Annotated in this window: 26 protein-coding genes; 24 read left to right on the plus strand and 2 right to left on the minus strand. The window is 46.5% G+C overall.

Features of this window, described 5'->3' with window-relative positions:
* The first annotated feature begins 311 nt into the window (after positions 1-311).
* The 8 genes from AC2JF8_RS04725 to AC2JF8_RS04760 all read left to right on the plus strand — a co-directional run bounded on the left by AC2JF8_RS04725 (position 312) and on the right by AC2JF8_RS04760 (position 7,163).
* Complete coding sequence (locus AC2JF8_RS04725) at positions 312-608, plus strand: hypothetical protein (RefSeq protein ID WP_500761518.1); 297 nt, start codon at positions 312-314, stop codon at positions 606-608.
* A gap of 130 nt (positions 609-738) precedes the next feature.
* The gene (locus tag AC2JF8_RS04730) at positions 739-891 is read left to right on the plus strand and encodes a teichoic acid D-Ala incorporation-associated protein DltX (RefSeq protein WP_500761520.1); all 153 of its coding nucleotides are present in this window, start codon (positions 739-741) and stop codon (positions 889-891) included.
* Between the two features lie 14 nt (positions 892-905).
* Positions 906-2,420: a D-alanine--poly(phosphoribitol) ligase subunit DltA gene (gene dltA / locus AC2JF8_RS04735; protein WP_500761522.1), complete on the plus strand. Its 1,515-nt coding sequence runs from the start codon at positions 906-908 to the stop codon at positions 2,418-2,420.
* Entirely contained in the window at positions 2,420-3,658 is a 1,239-nt protein-coding gene (gene dltB, locus AC2JF8_RS04740) for a D-alanyl-lipoteichoic acid biosynthesis protein DltB (RefSeq protein ID WP_500761524.1), read from the plus strand. The genes dltA and dltB overlap by 1 nt, the downstream gene beginning before the upstream one ends.
* Before the next feature lie 21 nt (positions 3,659-3,679).
* On the plus strand, positions 3,680-3,919 hold the full coding sequence (gene dltC, locus AC2JF8_RS04745) for a D-alanine--poly(phosphoribitol) ligase subunit DltC (protein ID WP_500761526.1): 240 nt from the start codon (positions 3,680-3,682) through the stop codon (positions 3,917-3,919).
* Positions 3,912-5,219 (plus strand): D-alanyl-lipoteichoic acid biosynthesis protein DltD, encoded by a 1,308-nt coding sequence (gene dltD / locus AC2JF8_RS04750; RefSeq protein WP_500761528.1) that lies wholly within the window; start codon positions 3,912-3,914, stop codon positions 5,217-5,219. Before dltC ends, dltD begins: the two co-directional genes overlap by 8 nt.
* Positions 5,219-6,175: a serine hydrolase domain-containing protein gene (locus AC2JF8_RS04755; RefSeq protein WP_500761530.1), complete on the plus strand. Its 957-nt coding sequence runs from the start codon at positions 5,219-5,221 to the stop codon at positions 6,173-6,175. Before dltD ends, AC2JF8_RS04755 begins: the two co-directional genes overlap by 1 nt.
* A 262-nt stretch (positions 6,176-6,437) precedes the next feature.
* Positions 6,438-7,163: a DUF975 family protein gene (locus AC2JF8_RS04760; RefSeq protein WP_500761532.1), complete on the plus strand. Its 726-nt coding sequence runs from the start codon at positions 6,438-6,440 to the stop codon at positions 7,161-7,163.
* A gap of 148 nt (positions 7,164-7,311) precedes the next feature.
* On the opposite strand, the gene AC2JF8_RS04765 is transcribed toward AC2JF8_RS04760, so the two are convergent.
* On the minus strand, positions 7,312-7,545 hold the full coding sequence (locus tag AC2JF8_RS04765; protein WP_500761534.1) for a hypothetical protein: 234 nt from the start codon (positions 7,543-7,545) through the stop codon (positions 7,312-7,314).
* 145 nt (positions 7,546-7,690) lie between these two features.
* On the opposite strand from AC2JF8_RS04765, the gene AC2JF8_RS04770 reads away from it, so the two are divergent.
* From AC2JF8_RS04770 to AC2JF8_RS04825, 12 genes are all read left to right on the plus strand, one after another.
* The gene (locus AC2JF8_RS04770; protein ID WP_500761536.1) at positions 7,691-8,998 is read left to right on the plus strand and encodes a PTS sugar transporter subunit IIC; all 1,308 of its coding nucleotides are present in this window, start codon (positions 7,691-7,693) and stop codon (positions 8,996-8,998) included.
* Entirely contained in the window at positions 8,991-9,866 is an 876-nt protein-coding gene (locus AC2JF8_RS04775) for an alpha/beta hydrolase (RefSeq protein WP_500761538.1), read from the plus strand. The genes AC2JF8_RS04770 and AC2JF8_RS04775 overlap by 8 nt, the downstream gene beginning before the upstream one ends.
* Positions 9,863-12,394, plus strand: a complete 2,532-nt coding sequence (locus AC2JF8_RS04780; protein ID WP_500761540.1) for an AAA family ATPase — start codon at positions 9,863-9,865, stop codon at positions 12,392-12,394. The genes AC2JF8_RS04775 and AC2JF8_RS04780 overlap by 4 nt, the downstream gene beginning before the upstream one ends.
* Positions 12,395-12,612: 218 nt before the next feature.
* The gene (locus AC2JF8_RS04785; protein ID WP_500761542.1) at positions 12,613-14,715 is read left to right on the plus strand and encodes an ATP-dependent Clp protease ATP-binding subunit; all 2,103 of its coding nucleotides are present in this window, start codon (positions 12,613-12,615) and stop codon (positions 14,713-14,715) included.
* 274 nt (positions 14,716-14,989) lie between these two features.
* The gene (locus tag AC2JF8_RS04790; RefSeq protein ID WP_500761766.1) at positions 14,990-16,015 is read left to right on the plus strand and encodes a branched-chain amino acid aminotransferase; all 1,026 of its coding nucleotides are present in this window, start codon (positions 14,990-14,992) and stop codon (positions 16,013-16,015) included.
* 205 nt (positions 16,016-16,220) lie between these two features.
* Complete coding sequence (locus AC2JF8_RS04795; RefSeq protein ID WP_500761544.1) at positions 16,221-17,300, plus strand: alpha/beta hydrolase; 1,080 nt, start codon at positions 16,221-16,223, stop codon at positions 17,298-17,300.
* A gap of 164 nt (positions 17,301-17,464) precedes the next feature.
* Positions 17,465-17,959, plus strand: coding sequence for a PTS sugar transporter subunit IIB (locus AC2JF8_RS04800; RefSeq protein ID WP_500761546.1), 495 nt, complete (start codon positions 17,465-17,467; stop codon positions 17,957-17,959).
* 2 nt (positions 17,960-17,961) lie between these two features.
* Positions 17,962-18,756, plus strand: a complete 795-nt coding sequence (locus tag AC2JF8_RS04805; protein ID WP_500761549.1) for a PTS mannose/fructose/sorbose/N-acetylgalactosamine transporter subunit IIC — start codon at positions 17,962-17,964, stop codon at positions 18,754-18,756.
* Positions 18,749-19,570 (plus strand): PTS system mannose/fructose/sorbose family transporter subunit IID, encoded by an 822-nt coding sequence (locus AC2JF8_RS04810; RefSeq protein WP_500761551.1) that lies wholly within the window; start codon positions 18,749-18,751, stop codon positions 19,568-19,570. Before AC2JF8_RS04805 ends, AC2JF8_RS04810 begins: the two co-directional genes overlap by 8 nt.
* A 1-nt stretch (position 19,571) precedes the next feature.
* On the plus strand, positions 19,572-19,988 hold the full coding sequence (locus tag AC2JF8_RS04815) for a PTS sugar transporter subunit IIA (protein WP_500761553.1): 417 nt from the start codon (positions 19,572-19,574) through the stop codon (positions 19,986-19,988).
* 9 nt (positions 19,989-19,997) lie between these two features.
* On the plus strand, positions 19,998-20,855 hold the full coding sequence (locus AC2JF8_RS04820; protein ID WP_500761555.1) for a PRD domain-containing protein: 858 nt from the start codon (positions 19,998-20,000) through the stop codon (positions 20,853-20,855).
* Between the two features lie 13 nt (positions 20,856-20,868).
* Complete coding sequence (locus AC2JF8_RS04825) at positions 20,869-21,774, plus strand: Nif3-like dinuclear metal center hexameric protein (protein WP_500761557.1); 906 nt, start codon at positions 20,869-20,871, stop codon at positions 21,772-21,774.
* A 96-nt stretch (positions 21,775-21,870) separates the two neighbouring features.
* Here the strand turns inward: AC2JF8_RS04825 and AC2JF8_RS04830 are convergent, their stop codons facing one another.
* Entirely contained in the window at positions 21,871-22,152 is a 282-nt protein-coding gene (locus tag AC2JF8_RS04830; protein ID WP_500761559.1) for a helix-turn-helix domain-containing protein, read from the minus strand.
* Positions 22,153-22,261: 109 nt separating this feature from the next.
* Between AC2JF8_RS04830 and AC2JF8_RS04835 the strand changes: the two genes are divergently transcribed.
* The 4 genes from AC2JF8_RS04835 (at position 22,262) to AC2JF8_RS04850 (ending at position 26,190) form a co-directional block, all read left to right on the plus strand.
* On the plus strand, positions 22,262-23,437 hold the full coding sequence (locus AC2JF8_RS04835; protein ID WP_500761561.1) for an AIPR family protein: 1,176 nt from the start codon (positions 22,262-22,264) through the stop codon (positions 23,435-23,437).
* Between the two features lie 314 nt (positions 23,438-23,751).
* Positions 23,752-24,627, plus strand: coding sequence for a hypothetical protein (locus tag AC2JF8_RS04840; protein ID WP_500761563.1), 876 nt, complete (start codon positions 23,752-23,754; stop codon positions 24,625-24,627).
* Positions 24,628-24,833: 206 nt separating this feature from the next.
* Complete coding sequence (locus AC2JF8_RS04845; protein WP_500761565.1) at positions 24,834-25,202, plus strand: hypothetical protein; 369 nt, start codon at positions 24,834-24,836, stop codon at positions 25,200-25,202.
* A gap of 232 nt (positions 25,203-25,434) precedes the next feature.
* The gene (locus AC2JF8_RS04850; protein WP_500761567.1) at positions 25,435-26,190 is read left to right on the plus strand and encodes a MurR/RpiR family transcriptional regulator; all 756 of its coding nucleotides are present in this window, start codon (positions 25,435-25,437) and stop codon (positions 26,188-26,190) included.
* Positions 26,191-26,287: the final 97 nt, after the last annotated feature.

The following is a 26,287-nucleotide window of genomic DNA, read 5'->3' on the forward strand; positions in this document are numbered from 1 at the left end:
GCTTTCATAACTTACTACACCTAAGATGATATACCCCAATTATGAAGCAAAGGTATAAATTCTCTTATGAAAGGGTAAAGAATTTCTTTAAAACTGTTAAAGAAAATACGGAACATGTAAAAAAATCGGCTATAGCTATAAAAAATGTGAGCTGACGTGTAAAATTATTCTCGGTTTAATTTTACAGACAGAAATTTTGCAAATAAACCATCAATTAGTGTGCTTCGATAATGGAGAATTGTTTGTTGAAAATCGCTCTGTTACAATTAGATGAGTTTTGGCGTCTTACAGTAACTAAGTGAGGAGGAATAATGAAGCAGCAAGTTTACCGCCAGAAGATTATTTTCTGGCTGCGCTTTACGGGGTGGTTGTGCATATTGCCGGCCTGGGGTTGGTTGAGAATAGCTCAGCTAGATGACGTCGACAGTTACGCATTTTTATTTTGGGGAGAACTAGCCGTGATCATCCTGTTTGCTAGCTACTTATTGGCGACTGCAAGGGAGCAGTGCTGGTTACAAAAACGTTTTCATTTTGATGATTGTCGCGCTTGTACTGGTTCCATTCGTGGTTGCAATTTCGCTTTACTTGGCTTATCGGGCCTGTCGTAAGCTGAATGACGGTTCCTAGCGGCAAAAAATTAATTTTAGTAAAAGATTAAGCGCAAATGATATATCTGATATCTGATATCGGTGTTATAATTCGGTAATACATTATTGGGATTGAAAGAGATGAAAGTCAATGGTTAAGAAAGAAAAGCGCACGTCAACCAGCAAGCGGATCAGTAAGTTTGTTCTGACAACACTTGTTTATTGTGCTATTTTAATGGGGTTAATCTACTTGTATCAATATAGCGGTCTTACTTCGGTTCACTTTATTTATAATGAATTTTAAGGTGGTTCAACAATATGATTAAAGATGTAATTAAAAAAATCGATGAAATTGCCTTGGCAGAGCCGGACCGGGTGGCATACGACTACCTGGGCAAGACCAATACGTATGGCGAACTTAAGCGGCGTTCCGATGCATGGGCCCATAAAATTATGAATTTGAAAATTACGCCTGGTAGTCCAGTGATGATCTGGGGTGGGCAAGACTTCGAGATGATTGCCAGCTTTTTAGGTTGTGTAAAGGCGGGGCACGCCTATATTCCAATTGCCAGCTACTCCAATGCTGAGCGAATTGTGTTAATCCAAGAAGTCGCCCGGGCCGAAGCGTTGCTGGCTATTGAAAAATTGCCAGCCATCACCTTGCCAGATATGGTAGTCGTGGAGCCTACCGCAGTTGATAACGGCGATTACACAGTCGATCCAGCAAATTTTGTCAGCGGCAATGATAATTTTTACATTATTTTCACCTCCGGAACCAGCGGTAAGCCCAAGGGTGTGCAGATTAGTCACAACAACCTCCTTAGTTTCCTCAACTGGGAAATGACGGACTTTGATTTGCCACCGCACCCGCACTTTCTGGCCCAGGCTCCGTATTCTTTCGACCTTTCGGTCATGAGCCTTTATCCAGCACTTGTAGGTGCGGGTGAGTTGGTTGTCCTGCCGCACAACGTGACCCAAAATTTTGCCCAGCTGTTTATGACGTTACCTAAGCTACAGTTCAACGTGTGGGTATCGACGCCGTCGTTTGCCCAGATGTGTTTTTTAGACAAGACGTTCGATATGGTTCATCATCCTAATCTGACGCACTTTCTCTTCTGTGGTGAAGAATTGCCTCATACTGAGGTCGTCATGCTCAAGAAGAGATTTCCCCAAGCCCGTATTTTTAATACGTACGGTCCAACCGAGACTACGGTTGCCGTCACGCAAGTGGAAATCACGCCTGAAGTGCTAGCTCAATATGATCGCTTGCCAATTGGTAAGGTTAAGGAAGACACGACTATCACCATCGACAAGACCAAGGGCGACCAGCCCGACGAGGGTGAAATCATCATTACGGGGCCGAGTACTTCCAAGGGCTATATGAATAACCTGGAAAAAACTGCCAAGGCCTTCTTCCAAAAGCCAGGTGACCAGTACCTGAGTCACCGTTCGGGTGACGAAGGCTTCTTTGACGGAGATCTACTCTTCTACCGGGGCCGAATCGACTTTCAGATTAAGTTTAACGGCTACCGGATTGAATTGGAAGAAATCAACCACTACATCGGTCGCAACAAGTTGGTCGACCGCGGGGTCGCTGCACCTAAGTATGGCAAGGACCATACGGTTAAGCAAATTGTGGCCGCAATCAAGCTTAAGGATGGCATTAAGGAAAAGTACACGGAAGCCGAGGTTACGAAGGCAATTCGGACTGATCTGGCCAAGGACCTGATGCCGTACATGATCCCGCAGCGCTTTGTCTATTGTGATGAGCTACCGATTTCGCAGAACGGCAAGGTAGACATCAACACCGTGATTAAGGAGGTCAACAAGTAGTGCATTTTAATTTCATTAACTTGCAACCTTATGGCAATCCACAATACTTTATCTACCTACTAATTGGCCTCATCCCAATAATTTTGGGTCTGTATTTCGGCCATCGGTTCAAGGTCTACGAGGTTGTCTTTTCCCTGCTTTTCCTGTTTCTCATTTTTGACGGCGAAAAGTGGGAGCAGGGCGTCAGTCTAATAATTTATTTGTTGTTCCAGCTGCTGCTCGCATATGGCTACCAGCAGTACCGCAAAAGAGGACAAAATAAAACTTGGATCTTTTATCTCGCAGTAATTTTAGCAATTCTCCCCTTGGCACTGGTCAAAGTTAAGATCGCCTCTCCGCAAGCAGGTATGCCCGGAGTCTTAGGCTTTCTAGGTATTTCGTATATTACCTTTAAGACCGTGCAGGTAATCATGGAGGTGCGCGACGGCGCCATTAAGGACATTAACTGGGGCACCTACCTGCGCTTTTTACTGTTTTTTCCGACGTTTTCGTCAGGTCCAATTGACCGCTACCGGCGGTTTGCTAAGGAGTGTGACACTGCCCCTAAGCGTGAGCAATATATTGCTGACCTAGCGCTGGCAACGCGCTACCTGTTTCAAGGCTTTCTGTACAAGTTTGTTTTGGGGTGGTTCTTTGGTACTTATTGGCTGCCCAAGATTACGGAAGCGGCTCTGATAGCGGGTACAGCCAACGGCGGTTTGAAGCTATCTTGGTGGGTTGTAGCCTATATGTACTGCTATAGCATGTACCTCTTCTTTGACTTTGCAGGCTACTCGCTCTTCGCGGTATCGATTTCATATTTCATGGGTATTCACACCCCGATGAACTTTAATAAACCGTTTATCTCGCCAAATATCAAGGAATTCTGGAATCGCTGGCACATGACGCTATCCTTCTGGTTCAGGGACTACATCTATATGAGGTTTACTTTCTTCGCGATGAAGAAGAAGTTGTTCAAGAACCCGATCAGACTGTCCCAGGCAGCCTACCTATTGCTTTTCTTGGTGATGGGCTTCTGGCATGGCTTGACGTGGTATTATATTGTGTATGGACTCTTCCATGCGCTGGCGATTATCATCAATGATTGCTGGATCAGGTATAAAAAGAAGCATAGGGGCCAGTTACCGTCCAATAAATTTACCAAGGGACTCGCAATCTTGGTGACTTTCAATGTTGTTTGTTTCAGTTTTCTGATTTTTTCCGGCTTCCTTAGCCAGCTATGGTTTGGTTGGAAGTAGTTTTATTTTAGAGGTTTTACGATGGATATTAAAAAAGAAGTTTTAGCTATTTTACAAGATTTAACCGGTGAAGATTTGGCCACTAAGATGGACGAAAATATATTTGCTAACGGCTTGATGGATTCAATGGCCAGTGTTCAGATGTTGCTCAACTTGCAGGAAAAATTTGCGATTGATGTGCCTGTTTCTGAATTTGATCGCACTGAGTGGGATACACCAAGCAAGATTGTGGCAAAGGTGGAAAATTTAAAAAATGAGTAATAAACGCCGACTGTGGCAAATTTTTGGCCCGGTCCTTTGCGCTATTATTTTACTGACAGTTATCTTTCTCCTGCCGTGGGAACGGACTTTTTCCCAAGATGCAATCTACCAGGCGGCTAACTCGCAGACTACGACTGTTTTCAAAGGTTCGCGGATTAAGCAGGATGCCTTCAAGAGTGGCTTTGTACCGTTCTATGGCTCAAGTGAATTGTCTCGGATGGATCCGCTGCATCCAAGTGTGCTGGCAGAAAAGTATCACCGCGATTATCGCCCGTTCCTACTGGGCGGCCCTGGTAGCCAGTCGCTGGCCCACTTTTTAGAAATGCAGGGCACGGCCAAACAGTTGCAAAATAAAAAAGCCGTAGTGATTATTTCGCCGCAGTGGTTTACCAAGTATGGTCAGAATCCGGAGGCGTTTAGTCTGTACTATTCGCCGTTGCAAGCCTGCAACTTCTTGTTGGGCATAAAAAAGGATAGTATTACAAATCGTTATGCGGCCAAGCGCTTTTTGCAAATGCCCGAGGTAAAGGGGGTAATTAAATCTGGGATGAAGACAATCGCTCGCGGTGGGCAACTGTCCGCCCCGCAGCGCTTTGTCTTGGAAAATCAGCGGCGCATGCTTAATAACGAAGATAAGTTTTTCAGTACGTTCCAGTTGCGTGACCGGATACAGAAGATTAATAATGAGGCCAAGCTCCTGCCAGATACATATTCAGTCAAGGAACTTGACCGGATAGCAGACAAGCAGGCCGCAACCCATACCACTTCCAATGATTTTGGTATTAACAATAAGTTCTTTAAGATGCGGCTAAATAAGAAGAATCTGGCTAAGCTGAAAGGCAGCCAGCGCAAGTTTGACTATACGAAGTCTGTTGAATATAGCGACTTCGAGTTGATGCTGCACCAGTTTGCCCAGCAGCACACCAATGTCCTGTTCATCATTCCGCCGATTAACCAGAAATGGGCGGATTACACGGGCTTGTCACAGACGATGTACCAAAAGTCTGTTTCTAAGATTAAGTACCAGTTAGCCAGTCAGGGCTTTGACAATGTTAAGGACTTGTCAAGGCGTGGCGGTGAGAAGTACTTCATGGAAGATACCATTCACATCGGTTGGCGAGGCTGGGTTGTCGTTGACGAAGCGGTTAGGCCATTCATGCAGCAGCCTGACGGTCCTTATAGCTATAATCTGCACAAGTATTTTTACACTAAGAAGTGGCAGAATAAGCCCTACGCAGTCAGTGTGAGTGACAGGACTCCAGCCGGTGGCAGTCGTAAAGAAATTTTAAAAGAAAAATAGTGCGCCAGCAAATTGACGCCCTGAAGGTTAAGGGGTCAGTGTTAGTCATCAGGAACGGTAAGGTTCTGCTTGATTACGCTGAAAATAATACTGCTGACACTAGTTACTTAATTAATTCTGTCCAAAAGTCGATGACGGCCGCAATAGTAATGCGGCTGGTACAGGCGGGCAGGCTGCACCTGCGTGACCATTTGAGTGAATTTTATCCTGAGGTACCTGGCGCAAACAAAATAACGCTGCATAATTTGTTGACAATGACGGCGGGGCTGGAGCTGAAGCCTGGAGCTAAGTTGGGCCAGCAGCATTTTATTTCTGATCAGGACAACATTCAAAGTGATGCTGCCAAGACGATTTTTGTACCTAAAATGCTTAACAAGTGGTATTATAGTTCGCTCAACTATGTTTATCTGTGTGGCATTATCACGCAAATTACGGGCAAGAGTTATGAACAACTATTCCGTGCAACTTATGTGCAGCCATTGGGTTTAAAACATACCGAGTTCCTATGGTCAAAGCCGAGTAAAATTATAGCGAGTCAGTTGGTGCCAGGGATGATTTACCGGGCTGGCCACTACAGCACAGTCAAGCACCAGGTGGCACTGCGTGATGCTCACAGCGAATTGGGGGCGGGGTCAGTGGTGATGTCCAATCATGATCTGGCTAAAGTGCTGCACTACATTTTGGCTGGCAAGCTGTTATCTCGAAAGAGCCGCAAGCTGCTTTATGAGGCGCAACCGCCCTCTTACTATAACGGCGGTCTCTATCATGATGAACAACTCAAGGTTAAGACGGCTAATGGCGCAGGTGAGGGCTACTATACCTTTATGCGTACCACTGACGATGCTAAGACAATGATTATTATTCAGACTAACAAGACACGAATGGGCCAATTCGGCTGGTTAAAGAGGCGAATTGATCAAATTATGCAGCGTCTATTGGGACACTCATCGGAGTAGTGAAAATATAATTGGCTGACCCTTGTTTTTTAGTTCATAGCGTGCTAAAATTTCCTTGTGTCGTCATAGGAATGGTATTCATTTTCTTCGGTAGCGAAAATGAAATTTTTCTATATGTGGTCAGTGATGGCGGCACAAACACTGTGTGAGCTTAGTTCCGATATTGGTGGAACTAGGCTTTTTTCGATATTTTTGTTTATCATTTGCTATACGGCGGGAAATAGGCGTAGAATATATTCAATATTAAGTAAGGAGCGGATTTATGAGTAGAGCAGAATTAAAAACCGAAGCTAAGAACAGCCTGCGTGGTAATTGGGGGTGGGCGATAATTGTTGCATTAGTGCTAACAATTATTAATGCACTTATTTTTGGACCAAGGATTAAAGAAACCGTTAATATTCTAAACAATTTTAACAATTGGGACAGTACACAGATCGCTTCCGTTGCAGAACCTGGCTACTGGAGCGGCCGGCTTATCGGCAGTTCAAGCATTTCCTTTCTAAGTGGGCTCTTCATGCTAAGTATGGCCATCACCTTTTTGAATTTTGCGCGTAACCGTAAATTGCCTTTCATCAAAGCAATCTTTTCGGTTTTCACCGATGATCGTTTTATTCCCGAATTTTTGAATTACCTGATGAGTTACATTTTTCTTTACCTGTGGACATTGTTGCTGGTTATTCCCGGTGTCATCAAACAATTCTCTTACGCTATGACGCCTTATATTGTTAGCGACCTGGTGGAAAGTGGTCAAAGAGTACATGCAACCGAAGCCATTACTGCTAGTCGCCAGCTAATGGCAGGGCATAAGTGGGAGCTTTTTGTGCTTGACTTGAGCTTTCTGGGTTGGTTTATCTTATCGATGATCACGATGGGAATTGGCTTTATCTGGTTGATTCCGTACGTGCAAACGACTAGGGCGAACTTCTACCGCCACCTTGCTGGTAATCAGTTTAGGCATGATGTTATTGCAGGTTCTACGCGTCCCTAACTTGATTGAATAGAAAAAGGGCAGGTTTTTGAAGTGAGCCCCAAAAGTTATCTGACTTTTGGGGCTCACTTCATTTTCTTGCTCTTTTTTGTTAAATATATTTACCAGACTAATATACCAGACTAATATTTATTTGAGACGTAGCAGCCTAATACTTGTTTAGATTGTCAATTTCACTTTGGAATAACTTGCCCGTATATTGAGAGCTGGCATCATCGATTTCTTTGAGGGCGTCCTTGATTTGACTGGAACTTAGGTGGTCCAGGAGGTAGCACTTAAGAGCTTCATTGACCAAGTCATCAAAGCTGGCATTTGTTGTTTCAAGGTGTTTTGCAGCTAATTTTGCTATTTTTGCAGTTAATTCAATTTTTTTCTTACTCATTCTTCTTACCTCTTTAAAAATCACCTGTATTATACCATTTTAGGTAAATTTATAGTTAATAAGTTAGTTATTGCACCTATGAAATAGCTGGCGTTGTATAATTGGGATGCTGTTAGGAATGAAGTCAACATAGGGAGATTAAGATATGATTGAGCTGGCGGTCAAACTCGTGCTTAAAATTCGCAAATCGGCTTTTTTACAGTCGGCCCAGCGCACGCTTGCCATATTAATGCCGCTTGCAGTAATTGGTTCGTACTTCAAGTTACTTGGAGATCTATTCTTTTCAGCCAATGGCCTGATTTATAATATTTTGAGTCTAGATAAGGTCATGTCCGATTACGTTTGGTATAGTGGTTCTTTTGTCTGTCATGGGATGGTCGAAATCACCTTTGGTGTCTTTGGTCTTTATACCAGTTACTTCATGGCATGCTATACGGCCCAAATGTATCATAAAGACTCAACGATGGCGGGCTTGTCCGCGGTTTTAATTATGTTGTTCTGTACCTATGCTTTGAGTAGCGACAGGGGAGCACGTGAATTGCTTGCTAGCAGCCTGTTAGAAGTCAATGCCGTATTTATTGCGCTGCTTGTCGGCTTTGGTGTGGGGCAGGTCTTTCGCTGGCTGGGCAAAAATTACTACTCGGTTCAGTCTGAGCCAACAAAGTGGTTGCAATACCGGGCTTGGAATGCAGCTCAGCCCTTGACTGTTTCACTTGCGGTGGGCATTTTTTTAGGTATTATTATCTACGAATTGCAGCTCAAGATGCACAATTCTGCCAGCTTTAGCGAGCTTGTTAGTCGGATTCAGACAACCAATAATTTGGCTGAGGTGCTGCTGCTTTCACTGGTTGTGACATTCTTGAACTGGCTAGGGATAGGCTATCCTTTGAGTTCGCTTGCGGGTACAAGCAATAATGCTTTTACTGCAGAAAACTTGACTGCTGCTTTGCAGCATGGCAGTTCATGGCACGTGCCTTACCAATTCTTGGGTAGTTCGCTCATTAACAGTTACGGCGTAATGGGTGGTGCAAGCTGTGTTTTGGCATTAATTGTTCTCATTCTTTTGCGCAAGAGCAATCTGGAAATCGGTGCCTGTGCTCGGGCAAATCTCCTGCCGGCTGCGTTTGGCTCGACCTTAGGATTTGCAATCGGTCTGCCCCTGATTTTAAATCCGGTCTTCATGGTGCCTTGTAGTTTAATTCCATTAATTAACATGACGTTAGCGGCTGGAGCCATCGGTTTGCACCTTATTCCAGTTTGTGTATACCCCATTTTGAAAGGCACACCGGGCATCTTAATTTCGTTTTTGGGTACTAACGGCAATTGGCGGGCGCTGCTTTTTACAATTTCGCTCTTTTTATTGGATCTCCTGCTGTTGTGGCCGGTTGTTAAAGTTAACGAAAGGGTGGAAGTGGAATTGAGTTGCAGGCAGATGGGCGAAAGCAATGCGTAAAAATCCAAACTATAAATGGCTTATTCTCCTAATTGCATTATTAATTTTGGTGGCCATTCCCAGTTTTTCGTGGATGAAGAAGGACAATAATGCCAGGGCAGAAAGAAGCAAGTCACTGCTTTCACCAATAATTATGGTGCCAGGCTCGAGTGCAACTACGGAGCGGTTCAACCAGCTGATTGACGAACTTAACAGGACGACCAGGCACAGGCACAGTGTGCTAAAAATTACTGTTTCACGTGAAGCTAAGTTGAATTACAGCGGTTCAATTGCCAAGAATGACTTTGAACCCTTCATCATTATTGGTTTTGCCAACAATAAAGACGGCTATGCTAATATTAAAAAGCAGGCGACCTGGCTTGATGCGGCCTTTGCGGCGCTAATGCAGAATTATAAGTTCAACAACTTCAAGGCCTTCGGACACTCTAACGGCGGGCTTATTTGGACCTACTGGCTGGAGCATTACTACGACCAGTATGCGCATGAAACAAAGATGAGGCGGCTGCTGACCCTGGGCACGCCCTATAATTTTTCGGAGAAAAATATTGAAAAGCGGACGCAGATGCTTGATGACTTTATCAAGCAACGGTCTCGTCTACCGCGATATTTAAGGGTCTATTCTCTATCCGGAGGCAAAAACTATGAATCAGACGGCATTGTCCCTGAATCAAGCGTGGCGGCAGGTAAATTTATCTTTCAAAACCAGGTCAAGAGCTACACGGCGATGACCGTCACGGGCAAGCAGGCCGATCATTCGAACCTGCCCCAAAATAAACAAGTGATTCAGATTATCCGACAGTATCTGCTGAAACGACCGCACAAGAAGATTTTGAAGTCTAGTAATAAAGGAAAGAATAATCATAGATGAACTACAAGGAGCAGCCAACTAAAATTGAAGTAATCGGGGGCCGGGTCAACAACCTAAAGAATATTAATGTTAACATTCCCCTGCATAAGTTTGTGGCTATTTCAGGTCTGAGCGGCTCCGGCAAGTCCAGTCTGGCCATGGGCATTCTTTATTCTGAAGGAGCCCGCCGCTATCTGGATTCCCTTGCCGCATATACCAGAAGAAGGATTAGCCAGGTGGGCCGCGCAGAGGTGGACGAGGTGCTGCATATTCCGTCGGCGTTGGCCCTCAAACAGCGACCAACGGTTCCCGGCGTGCGTTCAACTGTTGGGACGGTCACCGAGGTCTTTAACATTCTACGCCTGATTTTTTCCCGGTTGGGGTCGCCCGTTTGTCCCAATGGGCACCGGGTGCCAGCCACGATTAAGATTGCCCAGGCGATGGACTTGACCGGTGAAGCGATGGGGCGGATCACCTGTCCGACCTGCGGCGTCCAATTTTACGCCTTTAGTGCCGAAGACTTTGCCTTTAACTCCGACGGTGCGTGTCAAAAGTGTCAGGGTCTTGGCACCATTGAACAGATTGATGATCAGAAGATTATTTCCGATGAAAACAAGTCGCTTGAGGATGGCGCGGTGGCTACCTGGCAGATTCCGGGCCGCAACTGGATGTGGCGCATCGCCCGTGAATTAGGCGTTCGCACTGATATTGCCTATAAGGACCTGACGGCAGCAGAAAAGGAGATCGTCTTGCACGGGGCGGAACGGAAGGTGCCGATTGACCTGCCGACTTCAACCGGCCGGGTTTACCACCTCGATGCCCTGTATGAAAATGCCTATAATGCCGTGGCCAATTCCCGCAAGACCACTAAGTCCGAGCGTGGACTTGAGCGCATCAATTCGTTTTACCACTTCAGCACGTGTCCGCGCTGCCACGGCTTTCGCATTGATCCTAGCCGCTGGCAGCAAGAGGTTGCCGGAAAGAATATCATCCAGGCTGAGCAGCTAACCTTAGGGGAACTGCCGGATTACATGCAGGAGATTACGACGTGGCTGCCGGAAAACATGGCCGACCTGGCACAGAACTTGACGGGCGAATTGCTGCACCAAGTCAGGCCCCTGTTAAAGCTGGGCCTTGATTACCTGAGTATAGACCGGCAGGCTGCGACGCTGTCAACGGGTGAATTGCAGCGTATTCAGCTGGGGCGGACCTTGCGGACGGAAACAACGGGCGTCTTGTACGTTTTGGATGAACCCTCGGTCGGCTTGCACCCCGATAATGTTGCGGGGCTGATTGATGTCTTCCATGAGTTGGTCAATCAGGGCAACTCCCTGGTTGTGGTCGACCACGAGGCCGCAATTATCAGTGCCGCCGACTGGATTATTGAAATTGGGCCGGGATCTGGCAGCAAGGGTGGCCAGATTATTTCTCAGGGAATACCGGCACAGGTGATAGCGAACCGGGAATCTTTGATTGGGCCCTACCTGCGGGGGGATGAGCCCCTGCACGTGCGCAAGCAAGTGGAGAAAAAACTGCTCTTTCGGCACGGCGAGGTTGGCGTCAAGGTGACCAGGCACTTTAACCTCGAGCACGTTGACGTGCGGATCCCCCTGAGCCGCCTGACCGCCATTACCGGCTTTTCGGGGGCGGGCAAGACTTCAATGATTTTTGATTCGCTGCTGCCCGCCCTCAAGGCGCAAAAAGAGGGTAGCAGCGGTCCGGCCTGGGTGGCGAACCTGATTAATGATGGGATCAAGAACGTCATTAGCGTTGATTCGACGCCCGTTGGCAAGAACCAGCGGTCAACGGTTGCTACGTACACGGATATCATGGACAACCTCCGCAAGCTGTTTGCGCAGCAGCCGCTAGCGAAAAAGCTAAAGTACCGGGCCGCGCATTTTTCATATAACAACAAGGAAGGGGCCTGTCCGGCCTGTGGCGGTACCGGCGTGATTGCACTTGATATCCAGTATCTTCCGGACATGGTGGAGACCTGTTCCGTCTGCGGCGGCCACCGCTATAACACGGACGTCCTGCGCGTGAAGTGGAAGGGCTTGAGCATTGCGGACGTATTGGACCATTCCGTTGATAATGCCTTGGCGCAGAGACTATTTGACGACCAGCCGCGGATTGCCAAGACCATCACGACCCTGCACGACATGGGATTGGGGTACCTGCACCTGGGCGAATCGACACCTGCACTGTCTGGCGGTGAAGCCCAACGGCTAAAATTGACCAGCCATATTCACCGGCAGCAAAAGGGCAGCCTGTTTGTCTTCGACGAGCCGACGGTCGGCCTGCACCCCCAAGACGTCAGGACGCTTTTGCAGGTTTTGCAGAAGCTCCTTGACCAGAAGGCAACCATTGTTACCATTACGCACGACCTCGACATCATGGCCAACAGTGACTATATGATTGACATGGGTCCGCGCGGAGGAGCGCAGGGCGGCAAAATTGTTGCCAGCGGCACACCTGTGGGTATTGTGCAAAAGGGTGTCGGTTTAACCGCCAAATACCTGCGGGACCACTTTGAACTTTACCAGAAATAAGAATAAGGAGCCTAGATTAAGCGGTAAAAAGCTGAAGTTGGGCTTTTTTTGTGAGCTTGAAGGGCGGGCTTACTAACTTGCAGTAGCCTGTGGAAAAAGTTAAACAAAATCATTGCTTTCTGTGGATAACCTGCTATAATAATAGCTGTAAGCAATTAGCACTCCTAGCAAAAGAGTGCTAATTACAAATTTATAACCTATAGCAAGGGGTGTTATATATGGCATATTTTGATAACGATTTTGATAATTTATTTAAAGAACTAAACGATACTTTTTTTAGTAATTCTGGTGAGGGGAGCGGTGCAATTCCGGTTCACTACGCAAATAGCATGAATATTTCGCCGCAGCAATTCTCCCGGGGCGCTCAGGGACCGCAGGAACAAAAGGAAAAGCCGATTGGCGTTGACCTCGTTGAGCAGGCGAAGAAAAACAAGTATGACCCGGTGATTGGCCGTGACGAGCAGATCCAGGAAGTGATCGAGATTCTGAGCAGGCGGAAGAAGAACAATCCGGTGCTCGTGGGCCCGGCGGGTGTTGGCAAGACGGCAATCGTTGAGGGACTGGCCCAGAAGATTGCGCAGGGTGACGTTCCGGACAAGATGAAGGACAAGCACATCATTGCGGTTAATATTAACGACATGGTGGCCGGCTCTAGTCTGCGTGGCAGCTTTGAGGAACGCCTGAAGGCTGTAATTGATAAGGCTAAGAAGGACCCGAATATTATTCTGTTTATCGATGAGCTGCACAACATTGTTGGGGCCGGTTCAACGGATTCGGAAAACAATAATGGCGATGCCGCCAATATCTTAAAACCGGCTTTAGCCAGTGGGGACCTCAACCTGATCGGGGCAACAACCACCGGTGAATACCGCAGGATTGAGAATGATTCTGCTCTGGCCCGGCGCTTTCAGCCGGTCCAGGTGCCTGAACCATCAACTGAGGTCACAATCCATATTTTGAACGGTCTGAAAAAGAAGTACGAGGACTACCACCACGTCAAGTATAGTGATGATGCCCTGCGCCTGGCCGTTGAACTGTCGCAGCGCTACATTCAGGGGCGCTACTTGCCGGACAAGGCCATTGACCTGATGGATGAGGCGGGCGCTAAAAAAGGCCTGGATACCCTGCCGCAAGACGTGGCCAGCCTGAATGAGCAGATCAAGAAGCTTGACGAAGACAAGAAAAACGCCGTGAAGCAGGAAGACTATGCAAAGGCTAGCGAACTGAAAAAGCGGATTGAAAACCTGCAAGATAAGGTCAACCATGCGGATGACGCCGCAACGCCACGCGTCACCGACCAGGACATCTACGCTTTGATCGAAGCTAAGACGAAGATTCCGATGAGTGAGTTGCACGCCAGTGCAGGCCAAAAGAACCTGGATTTGGCCGCTAAACTAAAGAAGGCGGTTATTGATCAGGATAGGGCGGTCGATGTCATTACCGATGCCATTGCGCGCAAGCAGGTCTTTAAGGACAATGACCGGCCAACCGGCACGTTCCTGTTGACGGGACCGACGGGCGTGGGCAAGACCGAGCTGGCTAAGCAGCTGGCGATTCAGCTTTTCGGTGGTGAAAACCACCTGATTAGGCTCGACATGTCCGAATACCAGGACGAGATGGCCGTGAACAAGCTAATCGGATCGGCACCGGGATACGTCGGCTACGGCGAGGGTGGCCAGTTGACCGAAAAGGTTCGCCACCAACCATACAGCCTGATCCTGTTTGATGAGATTGAAAAGGCTAACCCCCAGGTCTTCAACGCCTTGCTCCAGATTATGGACGATGGGCGGTTGACGGACGCACAGGGGCGGACCGTCTCCTTCAAGGATACGATTCTGATCATGACCTCGAACGCCGGCTATTCCGACAAGCTGCTCAAAGACGGCAAGGTCGACCATGACAAGCTGGTGACGGCTCTAGAGGCTTACTTCAGACCGGAATTCTTGAACCGGTTGGATGCAATCGTGCCATTCAATTCGCTGACCAAGGCGGACATGAACAAGATCATCGACCTCTACCTGAAGAAGATGGAGCGCGTACTGGCCAAGAAAGAAGTCAAGGTCGAGGTTGCACCTGAGGCCAAGGCCTACCTGGCAGCCAAGGGCTACGACAAGGAGTTTGGTGCACGGCCACTGCGGCGGGTGGTTGAGCAGGATCTGGAAACACCGATTGCCAAACTACTGATGAAGGAGCCTGCGACCAAGGAAGTCAAATTCACGGCTGATGACCAGCACGTTTACCTCAATGGGGACGCAATCCTGGACGTTGAGGCAAAAGACACTTCTGGCGAGCATAAGGATGTGGCTAGCCGGGATAACTAAGCCGTATTGGTTTAAGGAGTCACTCCGTAAAGGAGCGACTCCTTTTTTGTTGTCAAAGATTGCAAAAAGCGCCTGCTTCTTTTGTTCCACGTGAAAAAACATTAGGGTGATTGAATCGGGGTAGCTTTTGTTTCATGTGAAACATGCAGTCGGTCCGCAAGTTAATTGTCCTCGCTATTGACAGAAGGCAGCACATGGTCTAAATTAACTAGTAATTAAATAAAAATTAAAGCAGCCGCTGGCTAATTGCAGGCTATAGAAGAAACGTGGGGATATTATGAAACAGCAAGCAAATGAACTCGATTGGACCAATTTAGGGTTTCAGTACCGGGACTTACCGTACCGCTATGAGGCCAAATTTAAGGAGGGCAAATGGCAGGAGGGCAAATTGGTTGAAGATTCAACCATTACCTTGTCCGAAGGCGCCGAGGTGCTGCATTACGGTCAGGAAATCTTTGAGGGGCTCAAGGCATACCGGCGCAAGGACGGCAAGATCAACCTTTTCCGCCCAGAGCAGAACGCGCACCGTTTTAGCTTGTCTGCAAAGCGGCTAGCCATGCCGCCGTTTCCAGAAGAGCGTTTTGTTGAGGCGGTCAAGCAAGTGGTGCGGGCCAATGAAGAATTTGTGCCACCATATGATAGTGGTGCAACGCTTTACCTGCGCCCCTTCATGGTTGGCACCTCTAACGTTCTAGGCGTGACTGCTGCTGATGAATACCTCCTGCGAATTTTTGCCGTTCCGGTGGGTGCCTATATCAAGGGCTTAACTCCGGCCGCATATCTCGTCAGCGACTATGACCGGGCGGCCTATGCTGGAACCGGGCGGTCAAAGACGTCGGGCAACTACGCCAGCAGCCTGTTGCCTTCAGTCGAGGCGCACAAACAGGATTTTGCCGACTGCCTCTACTTAGACCCGCGCCAGCACAAGTACATTGATGAGTTTGGCGGGGCCAACTTCTTTGGCATCACGCAGGAGGGTCAGTTTGTCACGCCGAAGTCGAAGTCAATCCTGGTTTCGATTACCAAGCGCTCGCTGCTGGAGCTGGCCGCGCAGTTGGGGCTGAATCCGGTTGAACGCAAGATTACCCTGGAGGAGGCCTTCACGATGAAAGAAGCTGGTGCGATGGGAACGGCGGCCGTGATTTCGCCCGTTGGCTCGATTACCTATAAGGGGGAAAAGCACGTCATCTACAGCGAAGATCATCCCGGTCCGATCACGACCAAGCTCTATAATGAATTGGTCGCTATCCAATACGGCGACCAAGAGGGCCCAGAGGGCTGGGTCCAGACGTTGGAATAAACGAAAGGCGGGGTTCACGTCAGTGGGCCGCGCTTTTTTGATAAATTAGCTTTATTTTGGGAAGCGCTTTCCAAAAACTAAAAAGTATGGTAATATGATTTTGTAAATTAGAAGAGGATCGTTACAGTTTAGAAACTGGCGAAACCGTAAAAGCATGTTTTTGCGTATGCTTTTGCGGTTTTTTTATGCAAAAAGGAGTGTTTGTATGGAGCAAAGACAATATCCTAAGTCTTTAATTGATGAGTTGCAGACTCAACCTTTAAAGAAGGTGATTAATGGGGTAGAAGAGACCGTTAAACCCGTGCCAGGACAAAAAGGCGAAGTGAAGCTTAATATCGTCGACCCACACGTCAAAATGATTATTCAAAAGAAGATGGATGAGGGAATCGGCAACAAGCCATTTTCCCTGAACTTTGACCGCAACAGACCGGAAAATGTTACTTATGATCTGACTACCAGTGAGGTAAACCTCGATGAGCAGCTAGTGGAGGTAGATGGAGATCATTACATTGATACGTTTATCTTCTCACCGGAAAACCCGCTTAGGGCGAACCCCATCTTAATCTACTTTCATGGCGGAGCCTACATGACTGGCAAAATCGAAGAGTTTGGCAAGCAGATGAAGTATATTGCGGAACAGGCCCAGTCAACCGTTGTCTTTCCGCACTACCGCTTAGCACCGGAAAACCCGTACCCAGCAGCGGTTAACGATGCCCTGGGAATTATTGACTGGGTAAAGCAAAATCACAACAGGCTTGGTTCTGATAATGAAAAAGTTGTCCTTGCGGGTGACAGTGCCGGCAGCGGGCTGATTAACTCCTGTATTGTCCGCATGGATGATACGGCAGTGATTGCAAAGGCAATCGAGCTGTACCCTGTAACCGATAGTGATATGGAACCTTATTATGATTGGAACAAGTTTGAAGTTTGTCCCGAAGATGAAGAATATGCTAAAAATCGGGTTCTTAGAATGATTAAGTCTTTACCTGGTATGGAGAAAAATTATTTGCATCATAAGGTAGACCCTCATGATGAGGTGGTGGATATTTTCAATATTAAGGACTGGCACAAAATCCCACCAATTACTTTTATCATTAACCAATATGATCTGATCACGCTGGTGGCAGAGGCCTTTATCAAGAAGGCACTGAAGCATGGCGTTGAACTGAATGTTATCAAGTATATGGGATGTGATCATGGCAGTCTTAACTTCTTTGGCAGCGAGCCCCAGGCAGAAGACATGTGTCTGGAAATTGCAAAAGCAATCAAAGAAGCAACAAAATGATAAAGAAATCGCTTGCAAAAAATAGTTTCAATAATATAATTAAAAATAAGTAACGGATCGTTACAGTTTAGAAACTGGCGAAACCAAAATATTGTTTATTCATGTGCTTTTGTGGTGCACGAATGACAATATTTTGGTTTTTTGTCTTTCAGGAGGAAAAAATAATGGCAATAGTAGGAGCAAGAATTGATAATCGCTTACTTCACGGAATAGTGGCAACGTCTTGGGCACCGGACTCAAATGCTACGCGCGTGATGGTGGTTGATGATGAAGTGGCTAGTGACCCACAAAAGAAGCAGGCGATGAAATTGGGCAGGCCATCTGGCATGGCGGTTTCAATCATTGCCAAGCAAACTGCATTAGATAATTTTAAGGCCCATAAATACGACCGGCAGCGGGTTTTTGTTGTGTCTCAAACGCCGGAGATTTTTTTGCAGCTGCTCGAGCAGGGAGAACAAATAAATAATCTTGTCTTGGGCGGGACCCTAACCTTTGATAACGCCATTAAGGTGACGAAGAGGGCGTATATCAAGCCGGGCCAAGTTGATACTTATAAGGCAATTATTGCTAAAGGCTGCAAAATAGTTTCCCAGTATGTTCCCCAGGATGATCGTGTAGACGTTGCTAAAATTTTAAATAATCAGGAAGCTGGTGCTTAATAATGGGTTTCACAGTATGGCAGGTAATTTTGATAACGTTAATTGCATACATCCAAAGACTAGATTTTGAAACGACACAGATTGTACCTATGAATTATATGTTCTGGTCTGGTGTTGTAGGCGCCCTTTTGGGTAATTTTCAAATGGGCCTGGTTGTTGGTGCCACTGTTCAGCTAATGTCTCTGGGCGTAGCTGCCTTGGGTGGCAGTTCAACGCCTGATTATGCTGTTGCCGGAATAATTTCTACGGCTGTTGCTATTAGCACAGGCAAGGGCATGGCCGCAGGGTTGGCTCTAGGCGTTCCCGTGGGGATGATCTGTATCCAACTGGACGTTTTGTTAAAAATTCTCAATTCCTTTATTACCAATAAGGCACACGAACTGGCCGATAAACGTCAGTATCGCAAGATGAGGATGCTTATTCCGGTAATGACTGCACTGATGCCACTGGAATCAGCCGTTCCTGTCTTTATTGCGGTGCTATTCGGTAAGACCGTTGTCAGCAGCATTTTAAACTTTATGCCCGCTTGGTTTACCGTTGGCCTTAACGTGGCCGGCGGCATGCTTCCGGCTGTTGGTATGGCAATGCTTCTGACCTATATGCCGCTGAAAAAATACGGTTACTGGCTGCTGGTGGGCTTTGCGCTAACTGCCTACCTAAAGATGCCTGTCTTGGGTGTCGCCCTAATCGGTATTGCAGGTGCAATTCCAACGTTTATGAATTATTCGAAGGGCAAAGAAACCAATGCAGGTGCTACTGTTAACGGATTAACCCAGGAGGATATGGAAGATGAGTAAAGAAAATGAAACTAGACAAGATGGCCGCGTTTTAACTAAAAAAGATTTATGGCGGGCCATGAGACGGCACTACCTGGCTATCAGCACGTATAACTACGATAGTGGTTTCGCCGCCACCTTAGTTTGGGAGCTCTTCCCAGCTCTCAGCAAAATCTATAGGGATGATCCGGATGGCTTGCAGGCATCAATCGATAACCAATTCAAGTTTTATAACTGCAATCCGTGGATGTCACCGATTATTACGGGTGCTACTTTGGCTATCGAAGAAAAGGGCAAGAACAAGTCATTGCAGGCAGTTCAGGATTTGAAGACAGCCTTGATGGGACCATTTTCGGGCATTGGCGATACGCTGATTTGGGTCTTATTCCCAACGGTGCTGGGTGCAATTGCGGCCTCGATGGGCAAGCACGGTAATAGCATTGGCATGTGGGTCTACTTTGCCGTTTATGCCCTGTTTTTCTTCCTTCGTTCTTTTGCATATCACGTGGGTTATGATTCTGGTACATCCTTAATGACCAACATGAGTGGTCAGCTTGCTGCTCTGACCGATGCCGTTTCGATTTTGGGGATTGCAGTGATCGGTGCGATTATTCCATCAACCATCAATTTTCAACTGGCTCTAAAATTTAGCCAGGCGGGGGTTTCCCTAACGGGTCAGCAAATCCTTGATCAGATAATGCCAGGGCTGCTGCCGGTACTCTTAACGGGACTACTATACTGGATGCTGAAAAAGGGACGTAAGATGACTACGCTGATTTTATTAGTAATTGTTATTGCAATGGCTGGTGCAGCGCTGGGTATTTTTAAGGCTTAAAATGAAACAAATAGTAATTATTTCACACAAGACGTTGGCCCAAGGCATGGCCGAAACAATCAATTTTTTTGCTGGTGATGTCCGCAATCTGCATTACATTTGTGCTTATCAGAACGGAGAAAATGAATTTCCCACCGCAGAACTTTCCGCGTTGATTAATGGCTTTGACGAGCATGACCAGATCTTTTTGTTGACAGATTTGCTGGGCGGCAGCGTCAATCAAAACAGCACGCAACTGATTAAAGAGCATCACATCAATGTTATTACGGGGATAAATCTTGCTCTTGCATTGTCAATCGTGCTGGACCCTAGTGAATGCTTGACGCGGCAAAAGATAATTAAGCTGGTTGATCAGGCTAAACAGCAGATGATTTACATGAACGAATACGATGGTGATGACGAAGCAGATGATGAATAGGGAATAAACATGAAAGTAATAAAGGTCTTCAACAACAATGTTGTTTTGGTCAGCGATCAAAACAACCAGCAAGCAATTCTTTTTGGCAACGGAATCGGGTTTAAGAAGCGTCCGGGTGATGAAATATCCAAAGGCAAGGGCGTACAGACTTTTATCAAAAACATTAAGGATTCAGGCTGGCTCAACTCGCTCTCAAATTTGCTGGAAAGCGTGCCGCTTGAGTACTTAGCGGTTTCTAAAAATATCATTGAACACGCGCAAAAAAAGTTGGGGACAACTTTCAACCAGTTTTTGATTATCAGTCTGGCTGATCATATCTACTTTGCCGTTAAAAGGAGCAGCAAGCACGATGTCTCCTCGCTGGTCAGCGTTAAGGAAGTATACCCATTGGAGTATGCAGAAGCCAGTGAAAGCGTTAAGCGAATAAACGCAACGTTCAACGTTTCGCTGCCGCCCGGAGAAGCCGGATTGATTGCAATTCACTTTGTAGAAAATGAAATGAGCCCGATTAACGAAAAGCGGCCAACAAGTGAGAATTTTGTTGCGCTGCATTTAAGCAAAGTCCTGCAAATAATTATTGCGAATTTAGGCTATCCAGCGCAGCCCACTGCTCTTGAACGGTTGACGGTTCACTTGCGCTTTTTGCTGACGCAGATCCAGGGCAGCAATACTTATATAGATGATCCGTCATCGGACAACAAAAAAATTCTTACGTCGTTTTTGAAGCAGTTTCCCGAATTAAAGGAGACATTAAAAAAATTGCAAGATTACTTTTATCAGGAACTGGATTATCAGTTGAATAGCAGCGAACGGCTCTATCTGGTCATTCACTTAAAACAAATTGAGAATAGCGTAGAGGACGAATAGCAGGTGATGGTTAATGAAAATAGCACAAGTGATTGACAATCTAGTTCAGTACGAACGTGGTGAGGCCGATACAGAAGAACTTAATGGCAAAAAGAGCGCGGGCAAGCTTGCTAAACTGGGTCATGACACTGATAGGGACAAGGTGCTTTACGGCCAGGAGCATTTAAATGACAAGTGCACAGGCATTGTGACAACGTGCTGGCCCAGCGTAGACGTGATTGAAAAGACGCATAAACGGGGAGCCAACCTGATTATTTGCCACGAGGCAATGTTTTGGAATCATGGCGATTACACTGACTGGCTTGAAGAGGCTGAAAATGCGACGTTTGCGGCCAAACGCAAGCTTTTAGACAAGTACCAAATTGTGGTCAGGCGTGATCATGATCATATTCATTCGGGTATACCCGCTAGCGAAAGCCCTGACGGATGGGCCGATGGCATATTTTACGGCTACGTCAAGGAGCTGGGGTGGACCCAGTATCTGAAGAACTTTGCTGGCACGCCACTATACTTGGTATTTCCCCAAAAGACAACTGCAAGAAGAATCGGTGAACACCTGGTTTCGGCGCTGCATCTGAATGGCTGCAGAATCGAGGGCAATCCTGATACGCCGGTAAAGAAGGCAATAATTCCGTTTCATAACCTAGGTGGTGCCAACGATTTAATTACCTTGATTGATAAAGAAAAAATCGACTGCGTATTGACGTTGGAGATGATTGACTTTACGCTGGCAGAATATATTCGTGACAGCAACATGCTGGGCCTGAACAAGTCCATCGTGCAGATTGGGCACTTCAATACCGAAGAGGCGGGGATGCGTTACATGGCAGCGTGGTTGCCCGACGCAATTAACAGTCATGAACTTCAGGTTAACTACATTCAGTCGGGTGATATGTATCACTTCATTGCAGAGAGCTAGAAAGCATAATTTTAAAACATAATAACAATTCAAAAAGCGATATCTGCTTATTCAGAAGAATAGACGGGTGCCGCTTTTTTGCGTTAAATTGATTTTTTAGTAGAGGTAGGGCTCAATCTCTTTAATCAGGCCGATGAAGTCAACCTCAAGCGCAACAGATAGCGCTTTCAGCGTGACGATGCTCGGCAGGTTGCGGCCGTTCTCAATGTTGGTCAGGGATTTTTCGGACAACCAGTCCGCGGGCAATAGATGCATTGCCACCCGGTCCTGGATGAAGTAGTCGCGGGAAGACTTGGGCAGCATCAAATCCGCCCTATGGTTCCTAATAATCTTGCCAATTTCGATTAGATTTGTTTTTAATTCTTGTTTTACCGTCATAATTTGTAACCATGGTTCCTTGCAGATTTTTCAAGCTTTATTATAAGATATGAATCAAGGTTTAGCAAACATGCTCAAGCCGAATAGTTTTTTTGGAGGTATTATCAAAATGAGTAAAAAAGAAATCAAGGTTGTGGCGGTCAGGACGATTATTTCACCATCGGACCCCAACATTAAGACCTACTTTGCGTGGGTCAACTTTAATGACCTGCCCGCGGATTTGTCGCTTGAGGTTAACCCCAGAAAGCCGAAGATGACCACGTCCGTTGCCAGGCAACTGATCAAGGCGGTCAAGGATTCGAACAACAGCTTTGACATCAACAACCGCGGGCTTGTGCTCACGGCTAAGGACGTATCCTTTAACCACACAACTGGCGTGTTGACCGTCGACTTTGGTGATGATCTTAAGCAGTACGGCGTGCTGGACGGCGGTCATACCTACACCGCGATTATTGAAAACCGGGACGCTGCCCCGACCGATGTCGACAAGTTTGTCAGACTGGAAATTGTGGTCGGCAACAAGCTGGACGTTAATGCTCTAACCGATGCCCGCAACACTTCCGTGCAGGTGAGCGATATCGCACTGTACGAATTGGACAACAACTTTGACATCATCAAGCAGGCTATTGCCGATGAGCCTTATGCAAACGACATTGCTTACAAGGACAACGACAAGAAGAACATTCCGATCGTCGACCTGATTAAGTTGATGTTTGCCTTTAATATTAAGAAGTTTCCGAATGATAGTCAAGTGCCGAGGGCGGCTTATTCTGGGAAGGCCATGGTCTTCCAGGATTACAAGCGGGAATACGACAAGCAGGACAACGTCTACAAGCTGTTGGCGCCCCAAATCCCGGCACTGGTGGAATTATACGAAACCATTCAGGCCGAAATGCCTGCCAAGTACCGTGAATTCAAGCAGGAAAACGACCAGAAGGCTGACTTCGGCGCCGTGCGGGGCATTGAGAACAGGGAACAGTTCAAGTCGGAATACACGCGCAGACCGCTCAAGTATGACATCTCTGCCGGCTTCATGATGCCGATCTTTGGCGCCTTCCGTGCACTGCTAGCCTTTGACCAGGACAAGCAGGACGTGCACTGGGAGTTTGACCCGATTGATATTTGGGAGAAGGTCGGCACGCGGCTCGTGCAGAACACCTTTGACACCGACACAAACCCGCAGCAGACGGGCAAGAGCAAGACGCTGTGGCAGTCCAACTACCGGATTGTTGACGGTGCCAGGAAAGATGCTCTGATTGAAAAGCTGATTGGGAGCAAGAAGTAGGCGGCAATTGTAATGGCCGGCGATTATCAGCGGTAAAGCGGGAAGGAAGTGCAATGATGATAAGTGATGAAGCATGGGAAGGTTTTGGCTGTCTGTTTTTCATAATGATATTCATTGTAATGGTAGTTATTGCCTATTGGACGGTCCGCATCGCCTACGCCTTCTGCAAGCCGCTGATGCTGAAACTTATTGCCTATATCAAGGAAAAGAAGGGCTGATCGGCGTGCTGCTGAAGTCTGCTGATCAATAAAATGTCAGATGTCCACAACGCCAGTGACGCAAAACCTGTGGCAATCGCTTTAAGGAGGAAGAAATTGGCTATCGTATGGTTCATTGCCCTCGCCGCGTTCATCATCTTTATGATTGTTGACGACCGCAAAATCAAGAAAACGGAATCCTATCAGGTCGCAAAGGCCAAGGGCACTAAGCCGCCCCGGAAGCTGTTGACCCGGCGTTGGTGGTCATGGGCACTGATTGTGTTTTTCATAATTGCATGGTTCGTTGCGGTGGGCTCAGAAGCTGATCAGGGTGACCGAACTGACCGGGCGGAAAGTCACCAGACTCAGAAAACGGCTAAATCTGCCAAAAAGCCGCACAAGAAAGCTAAGCCTGTTGCTAAGAAGGTGCCAAAAAAGAAGGCGATTCCGGCGGCGGCCAAAGAGAAGGACTACGACTTTTACGACAGGAACCCCGGCCGGCCGGTTACCTTGGGCGCCGGCAGGTATTACGTGGGCCAGGACATCAAGCCGGGCCGCTACGTAATCAGGGCCGTGCGCGGCAGCGGCAACCTGTCCAATGCGACGGCAACCATCAATATCATTCTTGGCCCTGATGTTGACAGCGATGAATTGTCTTCGTTCACGACCAACCTGCTTAAGGGCGACAAGATCAGCATCGAGGGCATTGAGGCGACTAGCTTTACGCCCACGCCGAGCAAGTATACCTACCAAAATGTCCTAGGCGCCGGCTTTTGGATGGTGGGCCGCGACATTAAGCCCGGGCGCTACGTGATCAGCGGCCTGCGCGGTATTGGCAACCTAATATCTAGCGAAAATGATGATGGAGACACCATCAACGAGATGATGTCTGCAACGCCGGATGAAGATTACGTCACGCATGTAACGGCTGAGCTGACCGAGGGGCAGATAATTGAGTCGACCCTCGAATCGATCAAGCTTACGCGGAAATAATGGCCCTTTGACTTGGCGGTCAAACTGCGCCAGAATGAATATTTTAAGACGGGAGAAAGCACAATTGCTTTCTCCTGTTTTTGCTTGGGCGAGCTTTACGACATTTTTTGTTGGTCAGCATTAAATATTCTTGCACATTTAAATACATATAATATAATCAGATATATATTGCCGTCCTAATCTTCGTTTATCAAGTGAGGGAAAACATGTTTACTAACAAGCTGTCGGAAAAACACGCACTGGAAATTTTGCTTATCGTGCAGATTGTCTTTGCCCTCTTCAAATATTTTGTGAATAAAAGCAAGATTGGCCTGCTCCTTTTTGGTACGTTTGCGATTTTGTGTTCGTTGCCATTATTCGGGGTGAAAACCAAGTGGGTTGCCCACCAGCAGACAATCAAAAAAGACGACATGACCACGGCACAAAAGTGGGACCAAATTGAGGGCATGGTAGTGATCTGCGTAAGTATTTTGTACTATATTTTAGATTTCAATTCATTAATTGCGCTTATATTATTGGACGTGGGCATCACGTTTCTTATTCTGCCACCCGTTGCAAGCGACAGGAGAAGGTAGGGGAAAAGCCAACAGGGGTTATAAATATGCGCTGCTTTTTGCGCCAAAAATGATTTGATTAATGGATCATAAGTTAGCAAGTATAATGGTATGATTAAGCAAACCGAATCAAAGTAATGTGATTTTTTAATTAGATTAAGCATTAAGCTAGTAAAGCTTTATTTTTTAGTCTTTGTTTAAAGCTATATGTAACTCGCTTAAATTAATTAAAATATAGATTGGATGATTATTTATGTCCTTATTTTTTAGAAAACTGGCTAGGCAACAAGTAAATCTAAGTTCATCAGAAAGTCAGGTATATGAATACCTAGTCAAGCACCCAACGGCCTTTTTGCGTGAAGACAACATTGAAATTGCCAAGAATACTTATGTTTCAACTGCAACGGTTAGTCGCACAATTAAAAAGCTGGGGTACCATAATTTAGCAGAATTTAAATTTTACTTGCAGGAAGCAATTAATGGGGAAGAGCCAGAACAAGTAACTAAAGCAAATTTTTTACAGCACCCAACGCAGATACCAAGTATTGTCCGCGATGATTTAGATTTGACTAAGTTGCACCGTGCAACAAAATTAATTAATCAAGCCCATCATATAGAATTTTTGGGTTTGGGACCATCTTATACGGTAGCTGTTGACGGTGCCAGGCGGCTAATGTTTGCTGGTAAAAACGCCTCCAATAGATCTGAATGGGATGAGATTGAACGTGTTGTTTCCACAATTGATCCTGAAGACTTGGTTTTTCTAATCTCTTGTTCCGGTGAGACACCGGTTATGGGCAGTTACGCTGAAACTTTGTTTAAAAGGCATGTTAATACAGTAGGAGTTATTGGCAGTGTTAATAGTTCGCTTGCACGTATGGTTAGTGAGGCCTTTGAAGTACAGGTTCCCAATATTTCATACCATGATATTGACCTGTCGACTAGGGTACCCTTAATTCAAATAGTTGAAATCATTGTTGATGAGTACCTTTATGAATACAAATTGTAAGCAATTACAAAAATTGTAAATGCAGACATTACGCTGAAGAAAGCTAGAAATTCAGTGCAATGTCTGTTTTAATTTGTAAGCGTATACAGGAGGAAGA

The organism is Lactobacillus sp. CA30L (assembly GCF_059900845.1).